Origin of the sequence: Hymenobacter elongatus (assembly GCF_004745955.1) — a bacterium.
Lineage (GTDB): Bacteria > Bacteroidota > Bacteroidia > Cytophagales > Hymenobacteraceae > Hymenobacter > Hymenobacter elongatus.
The window spans coordinates 71,702-95,096 of the sequence record NZ_SRLD01000006.1; the positions used below are offsets into that span (position 1 = coordinate 71,702).

At 54.8% G+C, this 23,395-nt stretch carries 16 protein-coding genes; 10 read left to right on the plus strand and 6 right to left on the minus strand.

Features of this window, described 5'->3' with window-relative positions:
- Nucleotides 1-220: 220 nt before the first annotated feature.
- From E5J99_RS04815 to E5J99_RS04850, 7 genes are all read left to right on the plus strand, one after another.
- Nucleotides 221-1,129, plus strand: a complete 909-nt coding sequence (locus tag E5J99_RS04815) for a hypothetical protein (protein ID WP_167851990.1) — start codon at nt 221-223, stop codon at nt 1,127-1,129.
- Between the two features lie 229 nt (nt 1,130-1,358).
- Nucleotides 1,359-1,952, plus strand: a complete 594-nt coding sequence (locus tag E5J99_RS04820; RefSeq protein WP_135496590.1) for a hypothetical protein — start codon at nt 1,359-1,361, stop codon at nt 1,950-1,952.
- Between the two features lie 108 nt (nt 1,953-2,060).
- On the plus strand, nt 2,061-2,456 hold the full coding sequence (gene csgH / locus E5J99_RS04825) for a curli-like amyloid fiber formation chaperone CsgH (protein ID WP_135496591.1): 396 nt from the start codon (nt 2,061-2,063) through the stop codon (nt 2,454-2,456).
- A 45-nt stretch (nt 2,457-2,501) separates the two neighbouring features.
- Nucleotides 2,502-4,037, plus strand: a complete 1,536-nt coding sequence (locus tag E5J99_RS04830; RefSeq protein ID WP_135496592.1) for a carboxypeptidase regulatory-like domain-containing protein — start codon at nt 2,502-2,504, stop codon at nt 4,035-4,037.
- Between the two features lie 652 nt (nt 4,038-4,689).
- Nucleotides 4,690-7,851: a T9SS type A sorting domain-containing protein gene (locus tag E5J99_RS04835; RefSeq protein WP_135496593.1), complete on the plus strand. Its 3,162-nt coding sequence runs from the start codon at nt 4,690-4,692 to the stop codon at nt 7,849-7,851.
- 165 nt (nt 7,852-8,016) lie between these two features.
- A complete protein-coding gene (locus E5J99_RS04845) occupies nt 8,017-12,738 on the plus strand; it encodes a choice-of-anchor D domain-containing protein (protein ID WP_167851991.1) in 4,722 nt (1,573 codons plus the stop codon).
- 258 nt (nt 12,739-12,996) lie between these two features.
- Nucleotides 12,997-14,268, plus strand: coding sequence for a T9SS type A sorting domain-containing protein (locus E5J99_RS04850; RefSeq protein WP_135496596.1), 1,272 nt, complete (start codon nt 12,997-12,999; stop codon nt 14,266-14,268).
- Between the two features lie 87 nt (nt 14,269-14,355).
- Here the strand turns inward: E5J99_RS04850 and E5J99_RS04855 are convergent, their stop codons facing one another.
- The 4 genes from E5J99_RS04855 to E5J99_RS04870 form a co-directional block, all read right to left on the minus strand.
- Nucleotides 14,356-14,682: a HesB/IscA family protein gene (locus E5J99_RS04855; RefSeq protein ID WP_135496597.1), complete on the minus strand. Its 327-nt coding sequence runs from the start codon at nt 14,680-14,682 to the stop codon at nt 14,356-14,358.
- 102 nt (nt 14,683-14,784) lie between these two features.
- The gene (locus E5J99_RS04860) at nt 14,785-15,192 is read right to left on the minus strand and encodes a hypothetical protein (RefSeq protein ID WP_135496598.1); all 408 of its coding nucleotides are present in this window, start codon (nt 15,190-15,192) and stop codon (nt 14,785-14,787) included.
- 95 nt (nt 15,193-15,287) lie between these two features.
- Nucleotides 15,288-15,704, minus strand: a complete 417-nt coding sequence (gene iscU, locus E5J99_RS04865; protein ID WP_135496599.1) for a Fe-S cluster assembly scaffold IscU — start codon at nt 15,702-15,704, stop codon at nt 15,288-15,290.
- Between the two features lie 108 nt (nt 15,705-15,812).
- A complete protein-coding gene (locus tag E5J99_RS04870; RefSeq protein WP_135496600.1) occupies nt 15,813-17,027 on the minus strand; it encodes an IscS subfamily cysteine desulfurase in 1,215 nt (404 codons plus the stop codon).
- Nucleotides 17,028-17,191: 164 nt separating this feature from the next.
- Between E5J99_RS04870 and mce the strand changes: the two genes are divergently transcribed.
- From mce to E5J99_RS04885, 3 genes are all read left to right on the plus strand, one after another.
- Nucleotides 17,192-17,611: a methylmalonyl-CoA epimerase gene (gene mce / locus E5J99_RS04875; protein ID WP_135496601.1), complete on the plus strand. Its 420-nt coding sequence runs from the start codon at nt 17,192-17,194 to the stop codon at nt 17,609-17,611.
- 4 nt (nt 17,612-17,615) lie between these two features.
- Nucleotides 17,616-18,197, plus strand: coding sequence for an L-threonylcarbamoyladenylate synthase (locus E5J99_RS04880; RefSeq protein ID WP_135496602.1), 582 nt, complete (start codon nt 17,616-17,618; stop codon nt 18,195-18,197).
- Nucleotides 18,198-18,438: 241 nt separating this feature from the next.
- Nucleotides 18,439-19,869, plus strand: coding sequence for a CCA tRNA nucleotidyltransferase (locus E5J99_RS04885; protein WP_135496603.1), 1,431 nt, complete (start codon nt 18,439-18,441; stop codon nt 19,867-19,869).
- 167 nt (nt 19,870-20,036) lie between these two features.
- Here E5J99_RS04885 and E5J99_RS04890 read toward each other — a convergent pair whose 3' ends face one another.
- Together E5J99_RS04890 and E5J99_RS04895 are read right to left on the minus strand one after the other, a co-directional pair.
- On the minus strand, nt 20,037-22,703 hold the full coding sequence (locus E5J99_RS04890) for a PspC domain-containing protein (protein WP_135496604.1): 2,667 nt from the start codon (nt 22,701-22,703) through the stop codon (nt 20,037-20,039).
- Nucleotides 22,704-22,764: 61 nt separating this feature from the next.
- Complete coding sequence (locus E5J99_RS04895) at nt 22,765-23,124, minus strand: PadR family transcriptional regulator (protein ID WP_135496605.1); 360 nt, start codon at nt 23,122-23,124, stop codon at nt 22,765-22,767.
- Between the last annotated feature and the right edge of the window lie 271 nt (nt 23,125-23,395).

Genomic DNA, 23,395 nt, shown 5'->3' on the forward strand with positions numbered 1-23,395 from the left:
TTAAGTCAATAAATATTTTAACAATTTTTATTGATCAGCTCTTGCGATTTAATTTTTTTAATATAAATTTGTTTCATTCCTCCGGAGGGAATAAATAATCATATTAAAGTACAACAGTAAACTCCCCTTCCTCAACCTTATTCAGTCCTCACCCATGAAAAAGATTTCTTTCTTCGCAGCATCTCTGCTCGCTGCTGGTAGCGCTTATGCTCAGAACAATATGCAGAGTTCAACGTCCACGGGTAATTCCAACGACGTAACCGTCACGCAGTCAGGTAGCTTCAGCACCGCCACTGGCACCCAGCTTGGCAACAACAACGATCTGACCCAGACCCAATCGGGCAATATGCTGTATGGCAATACGCTGAACACTGCTACTGCTACTCAGCGAAGCAATGATCACAAAGCTACTCAGTCGCAGACCGGCTCACGCAACGAGGCAACGATTACGCAGGGCGACGGTCTATCAAGCGACAATGCCAACGAGGCTATCCAAATTCAGGTTGGGCAGCGTAACAAAGCCAGAGCTACGCAAATTGGCGGTTCGAGCTTTGCCTCGCAGGAGCAGCGCGATGGTAGCCGCAACGAGGTGACTATAATGCAGAAAGGCGGTGACTTCAACGACGCCCGCCAAGTACAGCGCGATGCTACTTCCGGCTACGGCACCAACGACAACAAAGCTACCATTGAGCAAACGGGCAACTTTAACAAGAGTGGCCAGGAGCAGCGGGGCGTCGAAAACCAAGCCACTGCCACCCAGAACGGTGCGTTCAACGAAGCAGCGCAGTCGCAGGGTAGCAACTTCGATGGCAGCTTCCGTAGCGTTGCTACCATCGACCAGCTCGGCAGCTTCAACAAAGCCGGCCAGGCGCAGCGCGGCGACAGCCAGCGCGCTACCATTGAGCAGGATGGTGATATGAACACTGCCATTCAGAGCCAAGGCAACAGTATTGGCGGCATCGGCAACCGGGCCTATATCGACCAGGATGGTGATGGCCACTTTGCTCGGCAGATCCAGACCGGTGTAGGCAACCAAGCCGATACGTGGCAGGGTGCCAGCAGCAACAACAGCGACGTGACGCAGACTGGCAACAACAACATGAGCGTGGTGAAGCAAAACCACCCATAACCACTGGATAGCTGCTTCGGTGGCTTTCGCAAACCAACAAAAAGCATCTTGCAAGCACTTCGCTTGACAAGGTGCTTTTTGTTCTTACAAAAGGAAAAATAAATTTCTTTATTGTATTTTATTATTAAAAAATAACCTTATTTTTATAGCAGCACAATAGTTGCTTTATCAACTACATAGGTGTGCTATTCCTTATTTATCTTCTCTCAACCCGCTTTTTCATCATCTTATGAAAACAGTATTAGGGACTTTCTTACTGGTCGCGCTTTCCCTCGCCAGCCACGGCGCGTGGGCACAGGCAAGCCGTGACCCCGAGGATATCAGCACCGGTCAGCTGCTACAACAGCGCCTGGGCGTTGCACAAGCAAGTAGTGATGACGCTAGTAGTACGAACCCAGCCAACCGAGCCACTTTGATGCAGTATGGCAGCGCAAATCGAGGCAGCATCGATCAACGCATGATTGGGGTAGGGCAGGGCAACGCTGCCATAATAACGCAGGATGGGATGAGCAACGTAGCGGCCATCCTGCAAACCGGTAGTGGCAGCCGCACCAGCATTTCTCAAATTGGAGTTAGCAACATAGCTTCCAGCGAGCTGCGTGGGTACAATGCGGAGTCCGACATCACGCAAAAAGGCTATAACAACCGAGTAGATCAGCGCCTGAATGTGGATGACCGTCGTTATACCGTCGAACAGATGGGTAGCAACAACACTCTGGTGCAGCGCGAAAGTGGCAGCACGGCGCCTGGCTACGAAGTGAGTATGAAAGGCAACGGTATCCGGATCATCGTGGAGCAAGGCCGGGTTTCTAGCCTGCCCTAACGCAACAAGCATAAAAAACTCCGATCTGCTACTGCTGATCGGGGTTTTTTATTGCCCTGTTTCGGGGTTGCACTATTCTGTTTTTGCTAGATTTTCAGGTCCTTACCCATGAACAACTATTGGTTTTTTGCTCTTGCTCCCTTAAGCGCTGCCTTATGGCAGGTCGGTGTTCCTAACAATGGTGCTCCGGCATGTCGGGCACATCTGGAATCCCGGCTCGATGGAAACCAACTTACGCTGGTCGGCTACTGCCAAAACAGCGGGGCGCAACCCCTAACGCTTCGCTACGAATTGCTCACCGATAAAAAAGGGCGGTCCGGAACCGCCACGAATTCCCAGTCGGGCAGCTTCAGCGTTGCTGCCCAACAGACCACCACCTTGTCTAAAACTACGATTACGATAGTTCCGGCCGATTTCTGTCGGGTAAAGCTACGGCTGCTAACCAGTCAGGGCATCGTCGTTTCAGAGGACTCACTGGTGCATCACCCCATCACCCAGCCCTGATTTTTGCCGCTCACCTATTCCTCCCCGCCCTTTCTCTTCTGATGTATGCTTCTTTCTCTGCGTGCTGTATTCCGTCTGTTGCTATTCCTGGTGCTTGGGCAAACTCTATCTGCTTGTGAGGACGCGACCATTGAACCAGCCAAGTATGGCTCTTTGGAGGGAGTAGTGCTCGATGCCAGCACCAATACCGCCTTGGTCAATGCAGTCGTGACTACCAATCCGGCAACCTCCTCCTTTACGACGGACGCCGAAGGGAAATTCTACCTGCCCAGTCTGCCGGTTGGTAAGTATGCTATTTCAGTTCGGAAAACAGACTTCAAGACGGAGAGCGTAAACGTACAGGTAGGGGAGGGGACTCTGACTGAAGTTCGGATTCCCTTGGAGAAAGCCTCGGGCTCCAATCGACGGCCCAATGCGCCAACGAAGCCGAGCCCGGCCGACCAGGCCCTGGGGCAGGCAACCAAGGTCACGCTGCGCTGGCGGGTGACCGATCCGGATAAAGGTGATTCGCTGCGCTCGGATGTGGTCTTATTTGAAAGTAACTCTCTGAACCGTCGGCAGCTACTGACCAATGCTCGCGATACTACAGTTACGGTTTCTGATCTGAAATATAATACTACCTACTTCTGGCAGGTAACTGCGCGGGACAAGGCCGGGGAAACCGTGCACGGGGATGTCTGGAGCTTCCAAACCGGCTCGCTTCCCGACAACCGTTTCCTCTATACGCGTCAGGTCGACGGCAATACCGATATCTACTCGTCGGATAACGCGGGCACTAGCCTGCTGCGCCTGACCAGCTCGGTTTTCATCGAAACGGCTCCGCAGCTGAGCCCAATCCGGACCCGCATAGCTTACGCCTCCAACGTCACTGGTCGCTACCAGCTCTATACGATGAACCGCGACGGCTCCGACCAGCGCCAGATTACACCCGATATGGTGCCCGTAGAAGGCTATAATAACTTTGGCATCGGCTACCGTTGGTCGCCCGACGGGTCGCAGTTAATTTATGCCAGTTACGACAAGCTCTGGCGTGTCAACCGGGATGGGACGGGCCTAGTACAATTGGCGACAGCCCCCAATGGCCGGCATTTTCGCGAATGTGACTGGAGCGCGCAGAATAACAAGATTCTAGTACAAACCGTGGGTTCCAATGTGTATGATGCCGAGCTGTATACACTGAATGCCGACGGTACCGGCCTGACGCAAGTAATTGGAAACCTACCTGGTCGAATGGATTCCCCTTCCTACAGCATCGATGGCCGCATGATTTTGTATAGTCGGGACGTAGATGGCTATGAGCATGCGAGCGGCCGCCAGCTTAATGCGCATATCATCATGCAGCGCCCCGATGGAACAGGGCTTATAGATTTGTCAACGGGTGTATCGGGCACCTCTACGAACACCGGCAAGCCCGCCGGGACGAATGATCTATTCCCGCGCTTCTCACCCGATGGAGCTAAGGTTATATTTGTAAACACAAGCAACGACAACCAATCGCCGCCGGAAGTATGGATGATGGACCTAGATGGTCGTAACCGTACCCGCCTATTTCAGAATGCTAGCCTTCCAGACTGGAAATAAAGACGTGTAGCACACTGCTACGAGTACCACAAATGGAATCCCGAAACTACTAGCCTCAGTTTCGGGATTTCGTTTGTGGTGCTTTCGCTAGTGGGAGTATGTATATGTAGAAACGCAGGTATATGGAGTAATCATATACAGTGAATAACAACTTTACCGGCATCGATATTAAACCGCGATTCAGTCTGAACTACTATGCGGCTATGATTGTATGAACCCCGGCCATATGTCCGGCCTGTCATTGCCCTATTGTCCTCTACACGTATCGTGCTGTGGGTTCTTGCTCAAATCAAATGCTATGGATGTACAAAAAATGATGCAACTTTGCGGCATGAAGCCAAATATCATGTTAAATACATGTTTACTGGAATACTATAATTTATCTATAAAGTTAAATTTGAATACTTGCTTACCCTGCAACGTTTTATTGTGCTAAACTTTCCCTAATACTGCCTTTGGCACGAAATATGGTCGCAATATGCAACTCACGAAAATACTCCTGTCCTTTTTTGTCATGAAAAAATGCCATACAAACTGTGAAAGTTAGTAATCTATGCTTTCAGTTTTGACGTAATGACGTTGAGTTTAGGCAGCTGCCCTAACTAAGTAAAATTTTCCTTTTCTCCCTTCGTAACCCTTACCTAACCATACTATGAAAAACTCTTACATGAGTGCCCTGCAGTGGGTACGAAAGCCGCACCTGCGGTTTTTGCTCCTGCTGTTACTGGCCTTGCCTTTTGTGGGAAAAGCACAGACCTTCTCTGTGGTTCCTTCCGACGCTGCCGATCCGCAGAATTTTGGCTCAGTAGCCGTGGGCTCGTTCTCGGCCTCCAAGTCATATGCCGTGACCGGCTCCCGTTTGACGGGTCCGGTTTCCGTGGCATTGAGTGGAACCAACTACGAAATCAGCCGCGACAACATTTCCTTTTCGGGTAGCGCATTCGATTTGCTGCCTGACGGGACTGGTAATATCAACACTACGGTATTTGCCCGCTTCCGTCCTGTAGCAGGTACTACCCCCGCTGTTGTAAACCGGACTCTGAACTTTACGTCAGATGAGGCGTCTCCTAATGTTGTCTTCAATCTGACCGGTACTCGCATCGCAGGTGTTCCAACCGTTACTGCTGATCCTACTTCCCGTATTTTCGGTAACCAGGTAATCAACACGCCTTCCGCTCCCCAAACTACTATGGTATCGGGAACGTCGCTGACCGGCCCTATTACGGTAACGGCCCCAACGGCATTTCAAGTGAGCACCAACAGCACTACTGGCTTTGGCTCGACGGTGACCCTGACGCCCGTAAACGGCACGGTTTCTCCTACCACAATTTTCATTCGCTTCCTGCCCCCGGCTGCTCAGAGCTACTTCGGTAACGTAACCGTTGCCAGCCCGAGTGCCACTACTGTAAACGTAGCTGTATCAGGTACGGGTGTATTGCCTCCCCCAGTTCTGACGGCTACTCCTAGCACACTGGCTGACTTTGGTCAGGTAACCGTTGGCTCTTCCAGCACTGCTACTCGCTCCTTCACCGTGAGCGGTCAGTCCCTGCAAGGTCCTGTGACTATCACGCCTCCCGCTGGCTTCCGTATCCGGACGGGTACGAACTTCTTCTCGACGGCTGCTATCACGCTGACGCCTACTAATGGTACACTGGCTAATACCACAATCGATGTGCGCTTCAGCCCAACGGCTGTTCAGCTCTACGCCAGTGACATTACGGTAGCTTCTACCAACGCTACTACTCAATTGGTGCGGGTGACGGGTGAAGGTACCCCAAGCTCCGGTATTCCAGTGGTAGCTGCTGCTCCTGGCTCGGTTAACTTCGGCCCCGTAACCAGCAGCGGTGGTACCAGCACGCAAAGCTTTGAAGTGAGCGGCACAGACTTGACGGCTCCTATCGTTCTGACGCCTAGCATCAGCAACATCCAGATTCGTAATGCTTCGGCTGGCGGTGCATTCTCTTCAAGCCCGCTAACCATCAACCCAATTGCTGGCACGGTGTCGGCGCAAATCATTGAGGTTCGCTTGGTAGCACTTATTGCTCAAGGCAATTTTAACGAGAGCATTGCCGTAACCAGCACTGGCGCTACCCCAACGGCGGTATCGGTAACGGCTGTCAATAACAGCGGTGCCATTTCCGACATCTCGGTATCGAACCCTAACGGCAACGAGTTTACCTTCGTTACCCGCCCTACCACGCAGTCGGCTCCTCAATCATATCTGTTGGCTGGTACCAACCTGATCGACCCATTAGTCGTTCGGCCTATCGGTCCTAATGCTTCCTTCTTCGAGGTAGCAACTACCGCAAATGGTCCTTATTCGTCGCAGCTGTCGTTCACGCCTGATGCACAGGGTAACGTAACCCAGCGCGAGATTTTTGTGCGCTTCGTTCCGGGTGTAAACTCCGTGACTATCAGTGCCAACATCCGTAACTCAAGTGCTCCTGCTAACAACCAGGACGTATCGGTAAGCGGTATCAGTGAGCCAACTATTCGCTTGGACCGTGGTATTGGTGCTTTCCCTGATAATATCGTGAAAGGCACGTCTTCAGCGCCAGTAACGGTGCGCTTGGATGGCTTCCTGTTGGCTGGGAACGTAGATTTGCAATTCCCTCCAGACGCCGATGACACAGAGCGTAACCCCACCCTGACTCCTCAATTTGAGTTTTCCTTGGATGGTGGTGCATCGTACGTGAAGAGCGCTACCCTTATTCCGGATGGCGAAGGCAATTTCACCCGCAACCTGCTGGTGCGGTATGCTCCCACACGTGTAGGTAATGCTGCTCAGGAGCTGCAGTTTAGAAACAACAGCTTCAATGGCGGTAACTTCTTTGCTTTGAGCAGCGGCTTTGGTCGTACCACTGGCTTCAGCATCGCCACCGAACCTACCGTTCAATCGACGGCTTCTATCACGCGCAATGGCAGCTCAGCTACCATCACCTTCAACCTGTCGAACCCGCCTGCGGGCACCAGCTACGGACAGAACCGCTTAGTAATTGCCACCACCACTTACCCGCAGTTGCCTGCTAGCTTGTTCCCACGGGACAAGCAGAACTTCAACCCCGGTACTACGATAAACGGTGCTTACCAATTCGGTAGCGGTACGGCTATTGAAGCTTCGTCTAACACGTACGTCGTATTCAGTGCAGCCTCGGATAACTTCACGGTAAGCAATCTGAATCCGAGTCTGACGTATTACTTCTTCTCTTTCGAGTTCAACAACGATGGCTTGTTGAACGCAGAGAACTACCGTGTGCCTAGCAACGAGCCGCAGAACCCTCTCCCAGTTGAGCTGGTTTCGTTCACTGCCAAGCTGCGCGACAACAGCGTAGTGCTGAACTGGGCTACGGCCAGCGAAACCAACAACCGCGGTTTCGAAGTGCAGCGTAGCACCGATGCCAAGGAGTTCACTACGGTGCTCTTTAAGGATGGTGCTGGTACGGCAACTAGCCGCACAGCTTATGAAGCAGTAGATACCAAGCCGCTGTCCGGTGTTTCTTACTATCGTCTGAAGCAGATCGACCAGGATGGAACAGTATCGTACTCGAAAGCAGTAGTGGTGAAGGCCAAGATTACGGAGGTAAGCTTGTATCCAAACCCAACCCAAGGCACTGATGTCGTGACCATAGCACTGCCATCCGGTTCGACGGAAGGCCTGCTGGTTCGTATCACCGACCTGTCGGGTCGTCAGGTACGGGAGACGCGCTTGGGCAGCCAGGGTGAGTTGAACACTCAGGATCTACAAGCTGGTACCTACATCATCGTAATCGGTGAAGGTGCTTCGAAAGTAAGCCGCAAGCTGATTAAGAACTAACGTTAGTGACTACTGTTGAAAAGGCCTCCCATCATTTGGGAGGCCTTTTTTTATGCCTTAGCGTGAGGTAACTATTAGATAACAATCTACTTATAGGATATAGTTAAGGTGGATTTGTATCTTTAATGCCCTGAGTTTCTTTACTTTCTTCTATTCCTTGCTTGCATGCTGACAATCATTACTCAATCTTTTCATAAGCTCCGCTTTTTGCACAAAGCCAAAGTGTGCTTTTTGGTGCTGCTGTTGTTGAGCCCGCTGGTGGGGTGGGGGCAAACCTATTATCCGCTTAGCAGCGGGAATTACTCCGAAAGCTTCGCTGATATTGCCACTTGGACGAGCATCGCTACTTCGGGTCGCGCGGTCAATTACTTCAGCAGTGTTGCCGTCACTACCACGGGTACTATTCCGGATGGTATCAGGACGACCGTTAGCTCGGCAGCCTTTGTAACCAGCTCCACTGGTGGAGTGCAGAAGGGGACGCAGAATCTGGTGTTTCTCTCGACTGGTACCGGTAATAACACATCAGCTGTAGCAGCAGACCTGAACTTGAGCTTCTCAGGCCGCATAGCCGGTTCCTTATCCTTTGACTATGCCCAGGTAAGCAACCAGACTGGTGACAGGCCAAGCTTGTTGCGCGTCTACTATAGCACTGATGGTATCGCTTTCACGGAAATTGCGGGCACCACAATTACTGTCAATAACAACGTGGCCAGCTCAGGTACTATCAATGTAGTACTACCGCAGGCGCTGGATGGAGTAGCTACGGCCCGGCTTCGCTTTTATAACCACAACGGACCGGCAAGCGGAAGCGGCTCACGGCCTAAAATCTCTGTCGACAACATCAGCGTGACCAGTACAGCTGCTACTGACGAAACAGCACCTGCTTTTGCTACCGGCTCACCCGCTATTTCAGGCATCACGGCATCCGACTTCACGCTTTCCTCCACCATCAACGAGGTTGGTACTACTTATTATGTAGTGCTGGCCAGTGGAGCCGCTGCTCCGACGCCGGCCCAGGTGAAGGCTGGAACAAATGCCGCTGATGTTAGTCTGGCGGCTAACCGTAAGGGTAGCATTGCCAATGCCACAGCCAATACGGCTGCCACGGCTGTTATCGGTGGCCTCGCTGCTGTTACTGCCTACGATGTGTATGTGGTGGCGGAGGATGCAGTACCGAACCTACAGGCCAGTGTGGTGACTCTATCCGTAACTACGACCAGTGCCGCCACTCCAACCATTACCGACTTCACACCTGGCAATGGCCCGGTTGGAACAGAAGTTACGATCAACGGGACCAATTTCACTAGTGCCGCCAGCGTCAAGTTTAATACGACAGCAGCCGTAACGGTAACCTTCGTAAATACCGGGCAGCTTAAGGCTACGATTCCGGTGGGGTCAACTACGGGTCCAATTACCGTTACAATTGGTAGCGCAACGGCTACTAGTGCCAGCAGCTTTACGGTCGATGTCGCCTCGAATCCGGTGCCTGTCATCACTATTTTGACTCCTGACCGGCGCGTGGCGGGTAGTGTTGGCTTCACTCTCACCGTCACCGGTACTGGTTTTATCAACGGAGCTACAGTTCGCTTTAATGGGATTGACCGGCTTACTACTTTTACTTCAGCGACGCAGGTAACGGCCACCATTTTAGCGGCCGATGTAGCCGCGACAGGCACTTATCCGGTTACGGTGCTGAACCCGGCGCCTACTGCGGGATCATCAGCCGCAGTTAACTTCCTGGTGACACCTGCGCCCTCGGGGACTGCCTGCGTTACGGAGGGCTTCGAAGGCTCCACTCTCCCCCCCACGGGCTGGCTGCAAACGGGCGTGAGCTTTTCGACTGCGCCAGCGGATGTAAAATTCGGAGCCACCGCCGCTACTTTCAGTTCCTTCAATGCCAGCCTGACTACGACTAAGCTAGTGCGGCCAACCCTGCTGAGCTTCTATTTGGGACGTACCAATAACATTTCTCCAAAGTCTTTTCAGGTGCAGGTGTCCACCACTAACCAAACCACTTCATTCACAGCGGTTGCCACCATCGAAAACGAGAATGTCGTTAATGGGTCTTACGATTTGTACTCCGTCGATTTATCGGCCTATGCCACAAGCCCGCAGGTGTGGGTTCGGTTTGTGAAAATTAGCGGTACAGCCGCCGTGTGGCGCCTCGATGATGTTGCCGTGTATTGCCAGCCTGCCCCGGAGATGAATCTGAAGCAGGGCAGCACCTCGCTGGCCAGCGGCGCCACGTTCTCATTTTCCAACACCGGGGTGGGAGCAACTACGGATGCTACGTTTACGGTTGAAAATACGGGCCTACTGGACCTGACGCTCGGCAACTTCACGGTCACCGGTGAGTATAGCCTGGTTGGCCCGACGCCGACGCTGGTTGCACCTGGTGGCAGCAGCACCTTCGTGGTGCGCTTCGAGCCGCAGCAAGGCGGCATCCGAACCGGTTCCCTTTCTATTGTCAACAATGATGAGGATGAGAACCCATACGTACTGGCTTTCTCCTCCACGGGCAGCGTGCCAGCCGCGACGTATTATACTAAAGCTACCGGCAACCTGAATGAGTTGGCCACCTATGGTACCAATCCGGATGGCTCGGGTACTGCTCCAACCGACTTCTCGCTGCTGAACCAAACCTACCGGGTTAGTGGCGCTGGGCGTACCTTTACTGCCAACTGGGTGGTTTCCGGGGCCAATTCTAAGGTCGTTCTGGAACCAGGAGCCAGTCTGGTAATTCCGGTTAACGCTAATTTCACTGGCCCTCTGGACTTACTGACCACTAGCACGCTGGTGGTACAGCATGCGACTCCCGGCTATACTCTGGGTATGGTAGATGCCGCCAGCACCATCGAATTCGCCCAGGCCGGAACCTATACGGTGCCGGAACTGACTACCCCCGGCTATGGTAACCTCAAGCTGACTAACGGCACCAAAACCCTGGCTGCCGGCACCATCTTAGTACGCGGTAGCCTCACCGCCACAGGCGTTACGAACCTAAATGGCTCGATGGCCGGCAGCACGTTCACAACAGTCGATCTGACCGGTGACTTTATTCTGTTGGCGGGCACTACTTTCCCCGCTCTGGCCGATGCTGCCACGCAACGCTTTACTGTACGCCTGAATAGCAATGGGGCGCAGACGCTAACGGGCAACGGGCGCGACTTTCATTTATTCCGCCTCACGACCCTTGGAACCACTACCGGTAGCTTGTCGGCAGCGGGTGGATCGAGTAATCTTGTGGTCGGCAATCTGCTAGGCGGCGGCGGTCTGGCCCTCAATACCAACACAGTCCTCGACCTCAATGGCAACAACCTCACCCTGGTGGGCTTCGGCAACCTCGGCGGAACTACGGGCAGCTCCGGCACTGGCTTGCTTCGCACTACGGCCACTAGCACCGTCACGATAAACAAGAACGGTGGTGTGGCGTTAGGTGCTTTGCGCCTGGCGGCCAATGAGCGGCTAGGAGCGCTGGTGCTTAATGCTACCGGGTCTAATAACCTGCTGACGATACCTTCCGGTACAACCGTAATCGGTGACTTAACGCTGAGTGAAGGCACTCTTTCTCTTAGCAACAACACGCTACGAATTGATGGCGCTGTCGTGACCGGTAACGGAGTGCTGCAGGGCTCGGCCACCAGCAACTTGCTGCTGACGGGCGCGGGCGCCATCGATAAGCTGGCCGTGGCCAGTGGTGCGGGTAGCCAGTTCGAAAGCCTGATGCTGAACCGGGCCCTCAACACGCTTATACCAGTAAGCAGCACGCTAACCATTGGTACCCTAACGCTTACGAGAGGCTCACTGCTGTTCACGCCTGCTACCCGCGCTATAGCCACCGCTGTTAGTGGTGGGGGAAACGATAGTTTTGTGAATGCGCTGACCCTGCGTACGGCGGCAGCTACTACTACCACGCTCAACTTCCCACTGGGCGGCCAAGCCGGTTTTTACCGGCCACTGACCCTGGCCCTGACGCAGAGCGCGGCATCGGCGACCAGCTACACTGCCCGCCAGACGGACCGGGCCGCTGGTACTTCATTGATCGACCGGGGTGTGACTGCACCCTTAACGCGGGCTTCCCGGATGCGCTACTTCACAGTGGCCGCCGAAACAGGTGGTGCTACTTTTCAGGGTGGAACGCTGACGCTGAGCTTTGGAGCTGATGATGCGGTAACGACGCTGGCATCCTTACGCCTGGCTCTTTCTCCTGGCACCAGTACGCCCTGGACCGACGCCACCCCCGATCCGGGCGCTCCGGCACTAACTGGAACTACCACCAACGGTACTGTAGCGGCGGCTATTGGAGCTACCAACCTGGGTGATTTTGCTTTGGCTACCACAGCTGCCGACATAGCTGAAAACCCGCTGCCTGTTACGCTCGTGCGGTTTACGGCTACGCGTGAGCCGCAGGCAGTAGCGGTGAGCTGGGTAACGGCCAGTGAGAAAAACAGCGACTATTTCGACGTGCAGCGCAGTGCTGACGGACGGGAATTCAGCACTGTTTATACGATGCGTGGCATGGGCGCCAGCAGCAAAAGCACCGCCTACTCCATGAAAGACACCGAGCCCTTGCCAGGGATGAGCTACTACCGTTTGCGGCAGGTAGATCAGGATGGCAGCTTCGCCTACTCGCCAGTACGCGTCGTGGGGGGGGCAGCAATTGCCGTGTATCCGAACCCGGTACTGGATATTCTTACTATCCAAGGCTTAGATACTAGCACCGGATCAGCACATGTGGTGATTACTGATCTGACGGGCCGGCAACTATGGTCAGGCCCCGGCCTAAACGGACAGGTAAGTATGGGCTGGCTACAGCCAGGAACTTATTTGCTGCATATCAGGCAAAGTGGGTACCACATCACCCAACGAATAGTACGCGCAAATTAAATAATATGCCCTATATAATAAAAAAGCCCCTTGCGTAGCAAGGGGCTTTTTTATTATTTCAATTTATCAGTAGCTTACATGTAACTAGCACTAAAGTGTAGTAAAGTAGAACTTGGTTCAACTACATGTCAGTCTTTGGTTTCTGTTTTAGGATGGAGCCCTCTGTACTCTCATTCTTGGCTTTCATTCATTTGCCTGTTTTTGGTGTCAACCGCTCAGCGTTGCGACATACAAAATTTCTTGTCTAATCCTATTCCCATGAAGCCTACTCCTACTGCACAGCGCCTGTTACTCGCCAGCTTCTTTCTGGTTCCAACATTAGGTTGGAGTCAATCCTTTCTTCAGCAGACGTTTGAAGTAAACGGCAACTCCAACCCGAATGGTACTCGCACGCAGCTCGTGTATAGCAACGTGGGAGGACAAACCTATACCGGTACTTTTGCCGCAGCAACTACAGCTCAGAATACTAATGCCGCCCCTATTACGGCTCCCGTATATTCTGAGGGCGTCACTGCTTTTGGTGCCGTAAATAACCAGGGTAACGGATTGGTAACTTCCACCCTGACCTTTGATCCGGTTACGTTTACTGCCACTTCCGGAAATTACCTGACCTTTCGATTGGTTTCTTACCAGACCAATGGCAATGGCGGTATTGATAATACCGCCACTAATAATGGGGTGACAGTGAGCATTGCCTATAATGGCTCTCAAAGCTACATCCCAACGCTGCGCGTTGTAGGATTGAACGGTGGATCTGTCTTCGGGTACTCAGGTACCGGTACGGCCACTACTGGTGCACCAATCAATACAACTACACCATCGTTGACCACGGTTACCTCGCCGACTGATCTTACGGGTAATGGGCAAACGGTAGCCCTGACGGGTACGGCGGGCTTGTCAAACGTAAGCCTGCGTTTTGGAGCTGCTATTACGAGCATACAAGTTCAAATTACGTTGAACTCAATTGGTAAAACGGCCCTCTTCATTGATGACGTGCGTATCGGCAGTGATGGTCCGCTGCCCGTTGAGCTGACTTCCTTCGAGGCTGCTCGCCAAACCGGAGTGGTGCTGCTGAAATGGGCCACGGCCAGTGAAAAGAATAATGATCGGTTTGAAGTGCAGCGGAGTGCCGATGGGCAACAATTCGTAACTATCAGCACCGTGCAGGGCAGCGGCACTACCACCACAGGCAACTCATACACCAGCAAAGACGCTGAGCCTCTTTCCGACGTAAGCTACTACCGTCTGCAGCAGGTTGACCAAGATGGCACTGTTTCATACTCACCGGTGCGGGTTATAAACGCAGTAGTAGCCGCTGCCTATCCTAGCCCAACCTATGATCTGCTGAATCTGCCAGCTTCCGCCGTTGGAAGCTCTTACCGGGTATTTAATGCGCTGGGGCAGACGTTACTGGAAGGCAAGGTTTCAGCTACTGGCGCTGTCAACGTACAGAGGCTGGTACCAGGTAGCTACTTTTTAGAAGTAGGAACAGGGAAAAACCAAGTCTCCCAGCGGTTTATCCGTCAATAGAAGACTACAGGTCATAAAAAAGGTCCTCTTCTATTGAAGAGGACCTTTTTTATGACCTGTAGTCTTCGCCCCGAAGCAAATCAACCCTTATACGGAGAAGCTCTCGCCGCACCCACAGGTACGGGAAGCGTTGGGGTTGTCGAAGTAGAAGCCTTTACCATTGAGGCCGTCCGAAAAATCGAGCTCGGTACCGGCCAGATACAGGAAGCTTTTCATGTCCACGACTACCCGTACGCCTTTGTCTTCAAACTCCTGATCCATCGGCTTTACCTCGTTGTCGAAGTCGAGCTTATAGGAAAGACCGGAGCAGCCACCACCAGCTACGGAAGCCCGGAGACGGTACGTATCATCGAGCTGGGCATCGGTCATCAGACGCTCAACTTTATCTTTGGCTTTGTCAGAAACGGTAATCATGGGGAGCGGTATTGAGTAAGAAAGTCTTACGGATTAAACAATTCAACGAGGCGAAAAGTGCTCCACGTCCTGCGTTAACACCTGTTTATCAATCCGAGGTTCTTACGAGGAAGGATTTAGAACGACACTAAAGACCGTAATGGTATTCAGGTCGCGGCCGTAATACAATTTGTCGAGGGCTTCATAGGCATTGTGCGCCCGGAAGTAGGAAGTCTGGAGCTCTTTGCCGCCGTGGGCGCGCCACTGAATGGTGTAGGAGCTTTCCGTATCGCGCAGGCGCTGCACATAGGTCAGCATTTTACGCAGGGCATCCAGCTTGTCGTAGCCCTCTTCGTAGCGAAACAGGAAGCTCTGGTGATGCCGCGGATTGACGGTAATCAGATCCAGGCGAACCAGGTTATCCAACTGTCGAAACTCAAACAGCAGATTACCGGGAGCCATGCCAAGGTAATCCTCAATCTGTTTCTGGATACGGCTGCTTTCGACGTGAATATCGGACGAAACTTCCATGTGCTCTGGTAGCTAAACGCATAGTGCGTGGGCCTGGTACCGACAATTCGCTCCGCGAATTACCTGCACCAGACCCACGCACTACCTAGTTTGCATTAGTGGTGGGCTTTGGCTTCTTCCAAGGCGGGCATCCCGTTTTTCACGCGGTAGTCGTTGATGGCCGACTTGATGGCATCTTCCGCCAGCACCGAGCAGTGGATTTTTACCGGCGGCAACGCCAGCTCTTCCACAATTTCCATGTTGTCGATAGCCAAGGCCTCATCCACGGTTTTGCCTTTCAGCCACTCGGTAGCGAGGGAAGAGGAAGCAATAGCCGAGCCGCAGCCGAATGTTTTGAATTTGGCGTCGGTGATGGTGTTGGTCGCTTCGTCTACCTCAATCTGCAGACGCATTACGTCGCCGCACTCAGGAGCTCCAACCAAGCCAGTACCTACGTTTTTTTTGCTTTTATCCAGCGTGCCCACGTTGCGGGGGTTGCTGTAGTGGTCGATTACTTTATCGGAGTAAGCCATGACTATTCTTTGAAGAGAAGTAAGATGTAGGAATTAGAGATTAACAAGGCGAAGGAGAATCCCAGTCTGTTATGACTATCGGCCACTGCTTGTTAACGGCTGATTGAATCAATGTTCAGCCCACTCAATCTTGCTCAGGTCGATGCCTTCTTTGAACATCTCCCACAGCGGCGACATTTCGCGGAGCTTGGTCACGGCTTCCTTCACGTGGTTGATGGCATAGTCAATTTGCTCATCCGTCGTGAAGCGGCTCAGGCCGAAGCGTAGCGAGCTGTGGGCCAGATCGTCGCTCAGCCCCAGAGCCTTGAGCACATAGGAGGGCTCCAGCGAAGCCGACGTACAGGCCGAACCCGACGAAACAGCCAGGTCCTTTACGCCCATCATCAGGCCTTCGCCTTCCACATATTTGAAGGAGATATTGGTGACGTGCGGCAGACGGCGTTCCCGCGAGCCGTTCACGTAGCTTTCTTCCAACGTCAGCAACTCTCGTTCCAGCCGGTCGCGCATGGCGGAAAGGCGCTCGGTGTCGGCTGCCATTTCCAGGCGGGCCAACTCACAGGCTTTGCCCAAACCAACGATACCGGGTACGTTCAGGGTGCCGGAGCGCATGCCCCGCTCGTGGCCGCCGCCGTCCATCTGCGCCGTCACTTTCACCCGTGGGTTCTTACGGCGCACATACAGCGCGCCTACACCCTTAGGGCCGTACATTTTGTGGGCTGTGAAAGCCATGATATCGATGCCGTCGGCAATGACATCAACCGGAATCTTACCGACTGCCTGGGTGCCATCGGTCATGAACAGCGCGCCGTGCTTGTGGGCAATGGCGGCAATTTCCCGAATCGGCTGAATGGTACCGGTTTCGTTGTTGCCGTACATAATGGTTACCAGCACCGTCTCAGGCGTCATGGCCGCTTCCAGATCAGCGAGGCTGATCAGGCCCTGGTCGTCGACGGGTAGGTAGGTAACGCGGCCCCCCAGTTTTTCAAGGTGCTTGCAGGTATCCAGAATGGCTTTGTGCTCGGTGGTAGCCGTAATAACATGGTTGCCTTTCTGAGCGTACATCTCGAAAACCCCCTTGATACCAAGATTGTCCGATTCGGTAGCGCCGGAGGTAAAGATAATCTCTTTGGGGTCGCAGCTGATAAGGGCGGCGATTTGCTCCCGGGCGTAGTCTACTGCCTCTTCAGCAGCCCAGCCGAAGGGATGGTTGCGGGAAGCGGCGTTGCCGAACACTTCCGTCAAATACGGCATCATGGCCTCTAACACGCGTGGGTCCAGCGGAGTGGTGGCGTTGTTATCGAGGTAAATAGGTAGCTTGAGCATGGCTCGGAGTATGAAAATCAGCGAAAAAACCAGAGGAACCAGGCGAATCCTAGTGGAGAATGATTCGTAGGTAGAACACCAAAACCGGAGAACAGGTTTTACTTTGCCCTCACAAAAGTAGATATATTCCAAATAGGGTACACCAGCTTCTCACCCCAACTTTCATGTTTGCGAACCTTGAACATCTCGGCTTGGCCGTACACGACCTCGAAGCTGCCACGGCCTTGTATACCACGCTGCTCGGCCAGGCTCCCTATAAAAAGGAGCATGTTGCCAGTGAAGGCGTTGATACCGTGTTTTTTCAGGTTGGCGGCTCCAAGATAGAGCTGTTGGCCGGCACCACGCCCGATAGCGCCATTACCAAATACCTGGGCAAAAAGCCGGAAGGCATCCACCACGTAGCTTTCGAAGTAGCCGATATTCGGGCCGAAATGCAGCGGCTGCGGCAGGAAGGCTTTACTTTGCTGAACGAGGAGCCCAAGCGCGGGGCCGATAATAAGCTGGTGTGTTTCGTGCACCCCAAGAGTGCGGCGGGTGTGCTGGTCGAGCTCTGTCAGACTATAGGCCCCACTGATCATGAGTAAGACAATGAGTAGCAATTTTTTTCGCCAGGAAGTAGATTCCGCCGTTGATGCGCTGCTACTCCAGCAGGTTATTCTCTATCCCACGGATACGGTGTGGGGCTTAGGGTGTGATGCCGAGGTGCCGCCGGCCGTAGACCGCCTCTTGGCGCTGAAGAAAAGGCCCGCCGACAAGGGGGGCATCGTGCTGGTAGCCGACGAGGTGATGTTTGCCAAATATGCCGCCGTGGTGCCCCCGAACCTGACGGCGCTACTGGCCGCGCAGGAGCGGCCCACCACGTACATAGTAGCTGGCAGCCGCCACCTAGCCCCCAACCTGCTGGCCCCTGATGGTACAATTGGCTTGCGCGTGGTGCAACAGGATGAGTTTACCCAGAAAGTAGTGCGCCGCCTAGGGCACGGCCTCGTTTCGACTTCCGCCAACATCAGTGGGGAGCCCACGGCAGCTGTATACTCCGAGGTAAACCCGGTCATCGTGCGGACGGTCGACTATGTGGTAAGCTGGCGGCAGGATGACCAGACGCGTGCCGTGCCTTCCCGAGTGGTGCGGGTGCTGCCCGATGGGCAGCTGGAGGTGGTGCGGGAGTAAAAAAGCCGTGTCAGGCCTTGTAGAGCCACAGAGCGAGCCACCCAGCCTGTAAAACGTGCTACCCAATTTCACCACCGCGCCCCAACGCCTACGTAGGCGTTGGGGCGCGGTGGTGAAATGTCATTTTGTGCTGCCCAGAGCACGGATTGCTTGGGCCTGTGCCTCGCCCCGACAGGGGCAAAGCTGCCAATGCCGGCGGGGTACGTTACCTTTGCGGCCGTTCCGTTTTACGTATCCGCGCATGAATATTCCCCGGCTTCCCGAAAATCCCCTGTTTCAGACTATTGCCGAAGCTGCCGGTGAGCTGGGCTATCCGGCCTACGTCGTTGGGGGATTCGTGCGGGACTTAGCCCTGGTTCGCCCCAGCAAAGATGTGGATGTGGTGTGCGTGGGCGATGGTATAACGCTGGCACAGGCCGTGGGCCGCAAGCTGCCGGGCCGACCGCGGGTAACGGTGTTCAAGAACTTTGGCACGGCGATGCTGCCCACCGAAACCGTTGAGCTGGAGTTTGTAGGGGCCCGCAAGGAAAGCTACCGGGCCGAGTCGCGCAAGCCCGAAGTGGAGGCCGGCACGCTGGCAGAAGACCTGGCCCGCCGCGACTTCACCATCAACGCCCTGGCGCTGAGTCTGAATCCCCAGGATTTTGGCACGCTCGTCGACCACTACGCGGGCATGCAGGACTTGCAGCAGAAAATCATCCGCACCCCCCTCGACCCCGATATAACTTTCTCCGACGACCCGCTGCGCATGATGCGGGCCGTGCGCTTTGCCACCCAGCTCGACTTCGATATCGAGCCCGATACCTACGATGCCATTGCCCGCAATAAGGACCGCATCAAAATCGTGTCGCAGGAACGCATTACCGACGAGCTGAACAAGATTATTAACGCCCCCAAGCCCAGCTACGGCTTCAAGCTGCTGTTTCAGACGGGCTTGTTGCAGCTGATTTTTCCGAAGATGGCCCAGCTCCACGGCGTGGAAAAAGTGGGCCAGCACGCGCACAAGGATAATTTCTACCACACCCTACAAGTGCTCGACAACGTGGTGGCCGCCGGCGGCGACTTGTGGCTGCGCTGGGCAGCTATTCTGCACGATATCGCCAAGCCCGCCACCAAGCGCTACGACAAAAAAGTGGGCTGGACGTTTCATGGCCACGAAGACAAAGGTGCCCGCTGGGTACCGCAGATTTTCACGGATCTGAAACTGCCGCTGGGCGAAGAAATGCGGCAGGTGCAGAAGCTCGTGCGCCTGCATCTGCGGCCTATTGCTTTGGTTAAGGAAACCGTGACCGACTCGGCCGTGCGCCGGCTGCTGTTTGAAACCGGCGACGACATTGACCGCCTGATGCTGCTGTGCCGGGCCGATATTACAAGCAAAGACCACCTGCGCAAAGAGCGGTATTTACGCAACTTCGGGCAGGTGGAAGAAAAGCTGAGGGAAGTAGAGGCCAAAGACCATTTGCGCAACTTCAGGCCCGTAATTACGGGCGAAGTCATCATGGAAACCTTTGGGCTGAAGCCCTCCCGCGAAGTGGGCGAGCTGAAAGAAGCCGTGCTGGAGGCTATTCTGGATGGTAAGGTTCGCAACGAGTTTGAGGAAGCCCTTGCCTACCTGTTGCAGCTCGGCCAGGCAAAAGGACTTCCTCCGGGTCACCTTCTTACTCACCAGTAAGTAAACCCATTTTCTCGCGTTGCACTGTGGGAAGATGCTGGCCGGGGCCTAAAGGTTGCCCGGCCAGCATCAGTATACCGCTATCCTATTAGGCAGGCAGCGCGCAGGCAGGGGCCGCCGGGCTGTGCCAGGGCCAAGCTGAAGCGTAGGCGTTGCCGGCAAATTCCCTACTCGCCATCAGAAGTATTCAGGCGTGTTACGCGCGAAGAGCCCGACAGCTCTTTCTGAATCTTGTCCGGGTTGCCGGCGTACTCTACCCGGCTGGCCCCGCTTAGCTCGGCCCGCAGCCGGCGGGCTACCCGAATGCGTGCTTTGCTCCCACCCGAAAGATCGAAGTCGGCGGTCTGCGTGCTCATGCGCAGGCCCTGCACCGAGCAGGCTCCGGAGCCGTCCACGTTCAGGTCGGTGGCGGTACCGCGCAAGTCGGTGCGGCAGAATCCGTTCAAATCCAGGTCCAGGCGCGGCACGTTTACGTTCAGTACCGCGTTGCAAGCCCCCGACTGCTCTACGTGCAGGGCGCTGTCCTTGAAACCGGCCACGTTGGCTTGGCAGGCCCCGTTCAGGTCGAGATTGGTCAGCTCGGGCATTTGTATCCGAATCAGAACGGGCTTGCGGTTGAAGCTGAAGCTGGGCATAAACGAGTTCCGGTCGCGGGTGCGGACAAACAGCTCGTCGCCATTGGTTTCTACGCGCAGGTTGCGCAGGTCGCGCTCCTCGCCGGCGGCATCGACCTTAAACTCGGGCCCTTGGCGAACATATACTCGGTAGGCACCGCTGGCCTCAATGGTGCGGAAGCTGCGCAGGTTGAAGGTGCGCCGGCCCGAGCCGTAGCGGCCCAGATCGGTGGGAAAACCTTTGTCATCAATATCAATGTCAACGCCCACGTTGCCATCCTCGTCGTCGTCGGTGTTAATCCGAATACGGTAGTTCTCGTCGCCGGTGTCCACGTTTACGGTCGTGTCGCCTTCCTGCTGGTCTTCGTCCTCGTCAAAGTTGCCGAAATCATCGTTTTCCAGATCTTCCGGGTCACAATCGATGCACTCCAGCAGGTTGCCGCGCAGTCGGTAGGCGTGCGCCTGGGGCTCGGTGGGCATTTGCTCATTCACGAAATCATTGGTGCCGAGCATGGAGCTGAAGCCGCGGCTGATGCGGAACGTTTTGTTGCGGGGCAAATGCACGAGCAAGCTCAGGTTCTGCTCGCGGAAGCTGGCTCCCGGCCGGAAGGAAAAGTGGTCGTCGAACAGCAGGGTGGTGTCGTTGCCTTGGCGCACGGTGTAGGCAATAGAGCTTGCGGCCGTCTGCCGGGCCTGTTCTTCCGTGGCACCAGTGGCCGAGAATGTCTTGTCGACCTGCACTACCGTGCCGCTGTCGGCGGCGGCCAGCTCCACATCCACCCACTGGGAATAGCCCCGGTCAACGTTGCGGGCATCGAGGTAGATGCCAGGTGCGGCCGAAAGAGCCGGGAAGCTTTGATTCTGTACTACCTGCGACTCTTCCTGGAACTCACGGCTGATGCGGGTGGCAGCCACCGACGAGCCCACTACACCCAGCAGCCACAGGCCCAGCATCGTCAGGCCGGCGGTGCGGCTCAGGATGGAGCGGCGCAGCAGTAGGCCGAGGCCGGAGAGCATCAAGGCCAGGGGAGGAATAACGCCCACCAGATAGAAGGCCAACAGAGCCCAGCCCGGTACTTCGTTCATCAGCACGTAGGCTGGTACGTCGCCCATTACGAAGTTCTGAGACTCGGGAATCATGCCCAGGCCCATGCCCAGCATAATGGTGAGGGCCAGCACGATGGCGAAGCCGACGATGGTCATCATTATGCCGATGAATACCCGCAGAATGGTGCCCAGGAAGTTGAGCAGCGGCCGGATGTTGCGGAAGCCGTTTTCGAGGAAAGTACCCACCGGGCGGTTGTTGCCCATGGTTTCCGCGCCCTCGTCGTACGTATTGCTGCGCAATGTGCTGTCGATGCTCGATAGGGTGAGGGCGTCGCCGCGCATCCGCATCCGGTCGGATACGGTTTTGGCCTCGGGCAGCAGAATCCAGAGCACGATATAGAGCGGAATAGCGAAGCCGCCGGCGAAGATGAAGATGATGAACAGCACCCGGATCAGCACTACATCAACTTTGAAGTAAGCCGCCAGGCCCGCCGAAACGCCCCCTACTTTACCCGTATCGGTGTCCCGGTACAGCTTTTTGAAGGTCGGATCTTCCTCGGCCGGCGTTGTGTCGTAGCGCTTGGGCAGCGCAATCCAGAGGATGATGTAGCTGAGCAGGGCAATACCCGAGATGTTACCCCCGAAGTCATTATGGTTATCGCCGAAGATAATGGGCGGGAAGAGCAGCGCTGCCAGGAAGCCCAACCGAATCCAGAGCGGGTTGACGGCGAAGTAGCGGGCTACGCCAGCGGCCACGCCGGCAATCTTGCGGTTGGCCATGTCGCGGTACAGACGCTTGGGCTCCGTTTCAGTGGCCGTGGCAGCAGCCGTGGCTGCGCTGGCTTTGGCGTAGTTGGTATACACGGTGGGGCCGCCAGCAAGGGCTTCTTCCTCTTCCTCGGCATCATCGGCCGACTGGAAGTCGCTGACCCGCCCCATCTTACCGACCATCTCCTGCACGTCGTCCAGCGAAATGATTTGCTTGGTGGCGGAAGTGCGGGCGGCAAACAGCTCGGCGATACGGCCTTCGATGTCGGATACGATTTCCTCGTGTCCCCGGTAGCCGGAAAAATGTGCCCGTACTTCCGCCAGGTAGCGGCTGAGCACTTCATAGCCATCTTCTTCAATATGGAAGATAAGACCTTGGAGGTTAATACTGATGTTCTTTTTCATCTCAGTGCTGCAAATCAAGAGTAACTCGAAAGAAGGAATGGACCGGGCCGACTAAGTGCCGCTAGGGCGTGGGGGTTGCGGCGCCATTGAGGTGAGGTTTCTGGCGGATAATGCGGATCGAATCCTGCACATCCTCCCAGGTCAGGCGCAGCTGGTGCAGGAAGTCCTGGCCGTCCTGGGTGAGGGTGTAGTACTTGCGCGGTGGCCCGGAGGTGGACTCTTTCCAGGTGTAATCGAGCAAGCCGGCATTTTTGAGGCGTGTCAGCAGTGGATAGAGCGTGCCTTCTACTACAATCATGCGGGCAGCGGTAAGCTCCTCCAGCATGTCGGACGCATACACCTCGCCACGGGCAATAATTTCCAGAATGCAGAACTCTAGGATGCCCTTCCGCATCTGCACTTGGGTGTTCTCTACTTTCATGGGCTGGGGCAGAAATCGGTGAAGAATGAAACAAAGATAACAGAAGGTACTATGTGACGCAAGGTACTTGCGAAATTTATTTTTCGGCTGTGGTGGAGCCCCCAATCCTAGGTTGGGCCGGCTGTCGTAAAGAAGGAGTGAAACGGTGACGCCCGGCATCTGCCTGATCTGCTTGGCCTTCACACCGGCTGAGGGGCGCTACTCGGCCCGATTTGTGCTGTTGGGCCGGACTCAGAGGGGGAGTTAATAGCGCAGCAGCGCACTATTAATA

Excerpts from the sequence above, each read along its gene's own strand:
- E5J99_RS04890 (WP_135496604.1), bottom strand. The coding sequence starts at position 22,703 with ATGAAAAAGAACATCAGTATTAACCTCCAAGGTCTTATCTTCCATATT.
- E5J99_RS04845 (WP_167851991.1), top strand. The coding sequence starts at position 8,017 with ATGCTGACAATCATTACTCAATCTTTTCATAAGCTCCGCTTTTTGCAC.
- E5J99_RS04850 (WP_135496596.1), top strand. The coding sequence starts at position 12,997 with ATGAAGCCTACTCCTACTGCACAGCGCCTGTTACTCGCCAGCTTCTTT.
- E5J99_RS04830 (WP_135496592.1), top strand. The coding sequence starts at position 2,502 with ATGCTTCTTTCTCTGCGTGCTGTATTCCGTCTGTTGCTATTCCTGGTG.
- E5J99_RS04820 (WP_135496590.1), top strand. The coding sequence starts at position 1,359 with ATGAAAACAGTATTAGGGACTTTCTTACTGGTCGCGCTTTCCCTCGCC.
- E5J99_RS04855 (WP_135496597.1), bottom strand. The coding sequence starts at position 14,682 with ATGATTACCGTTTCTGACAAAGCCAAAGATAAAGTTGAGCGTCTGATG.
- E5J99_RS04880 (WP_135496602.1), top strand. The coding sequence starts at position 17,616 with ATGAGTAGCAATTTTTTTCGCCAGGAAGTAGATTCCGCCGTTGATGCG.
- E5J99_RS04870 (WP_135496600.1), bottom strand. The coding sequence starts at position 17,027 with ATGCTCAAGCTACCTATTTACCTCGATAACAACGCCACCACTCCGCTG.
- E5J99_RS04815 (WP_167851990.1), top strand. The coding sequence starts at position 221 with ATGCAGAGTTCAACGTCCACGGGTAATTCCAACGACGTAACCGTCACG.
- E5J99_RS04885 (WP_135496603.1), top strand. The coding sequence starts at position 18,439 with ATGAATATTCCCCGGCTTCCCGAAAATCCCCTGTTTCAGACTATTGCC.
- iscU (WP_135496599.1), bottom strand. The coding sequence starts at position 15,704 with ATGGCTTACTCCGATAAAGTAATCGACCACTACAGCAACCCCCGCAAC.
- E5J99_RS04895 (WP_135496605.1), bottom strand. The coding sequence starts at position 23,124 with ATGAAAGTAGAGAACACCCAAGTGCAGATGCGGAAGGGCATCCTAGAG.
- csgH (WP_135496591.1), top strand. The coding sequence starts at position 2,061 with ATGAACAACTATTGGTTTTTTGCTCTTGCTCCCTTAAGCGCTGCCTTA.
- mce (WP_135496601.1), top strand. The coding sequence starts at position 17,192 with ATGTTTGCGAACCTTGAACATCTCGGCTTGGCCGTACACGACCTCGAA.
- E5J99_RS04860 (WP_135496598.1), bottom strand. The coding sequence starts at position 15,192 with ATGGAAGTTTCGTCCGATATTCACGTCGAAAGCAGCCGTATCCAGAAA.
- E5J99_RS04835 (WP_135496593.1), top strand. The coding sequence starts at position 4,690 with ATGAAAAACTCTTACATGAGTGCCCTGCAGTGGGTACGAAAGCCGCAC.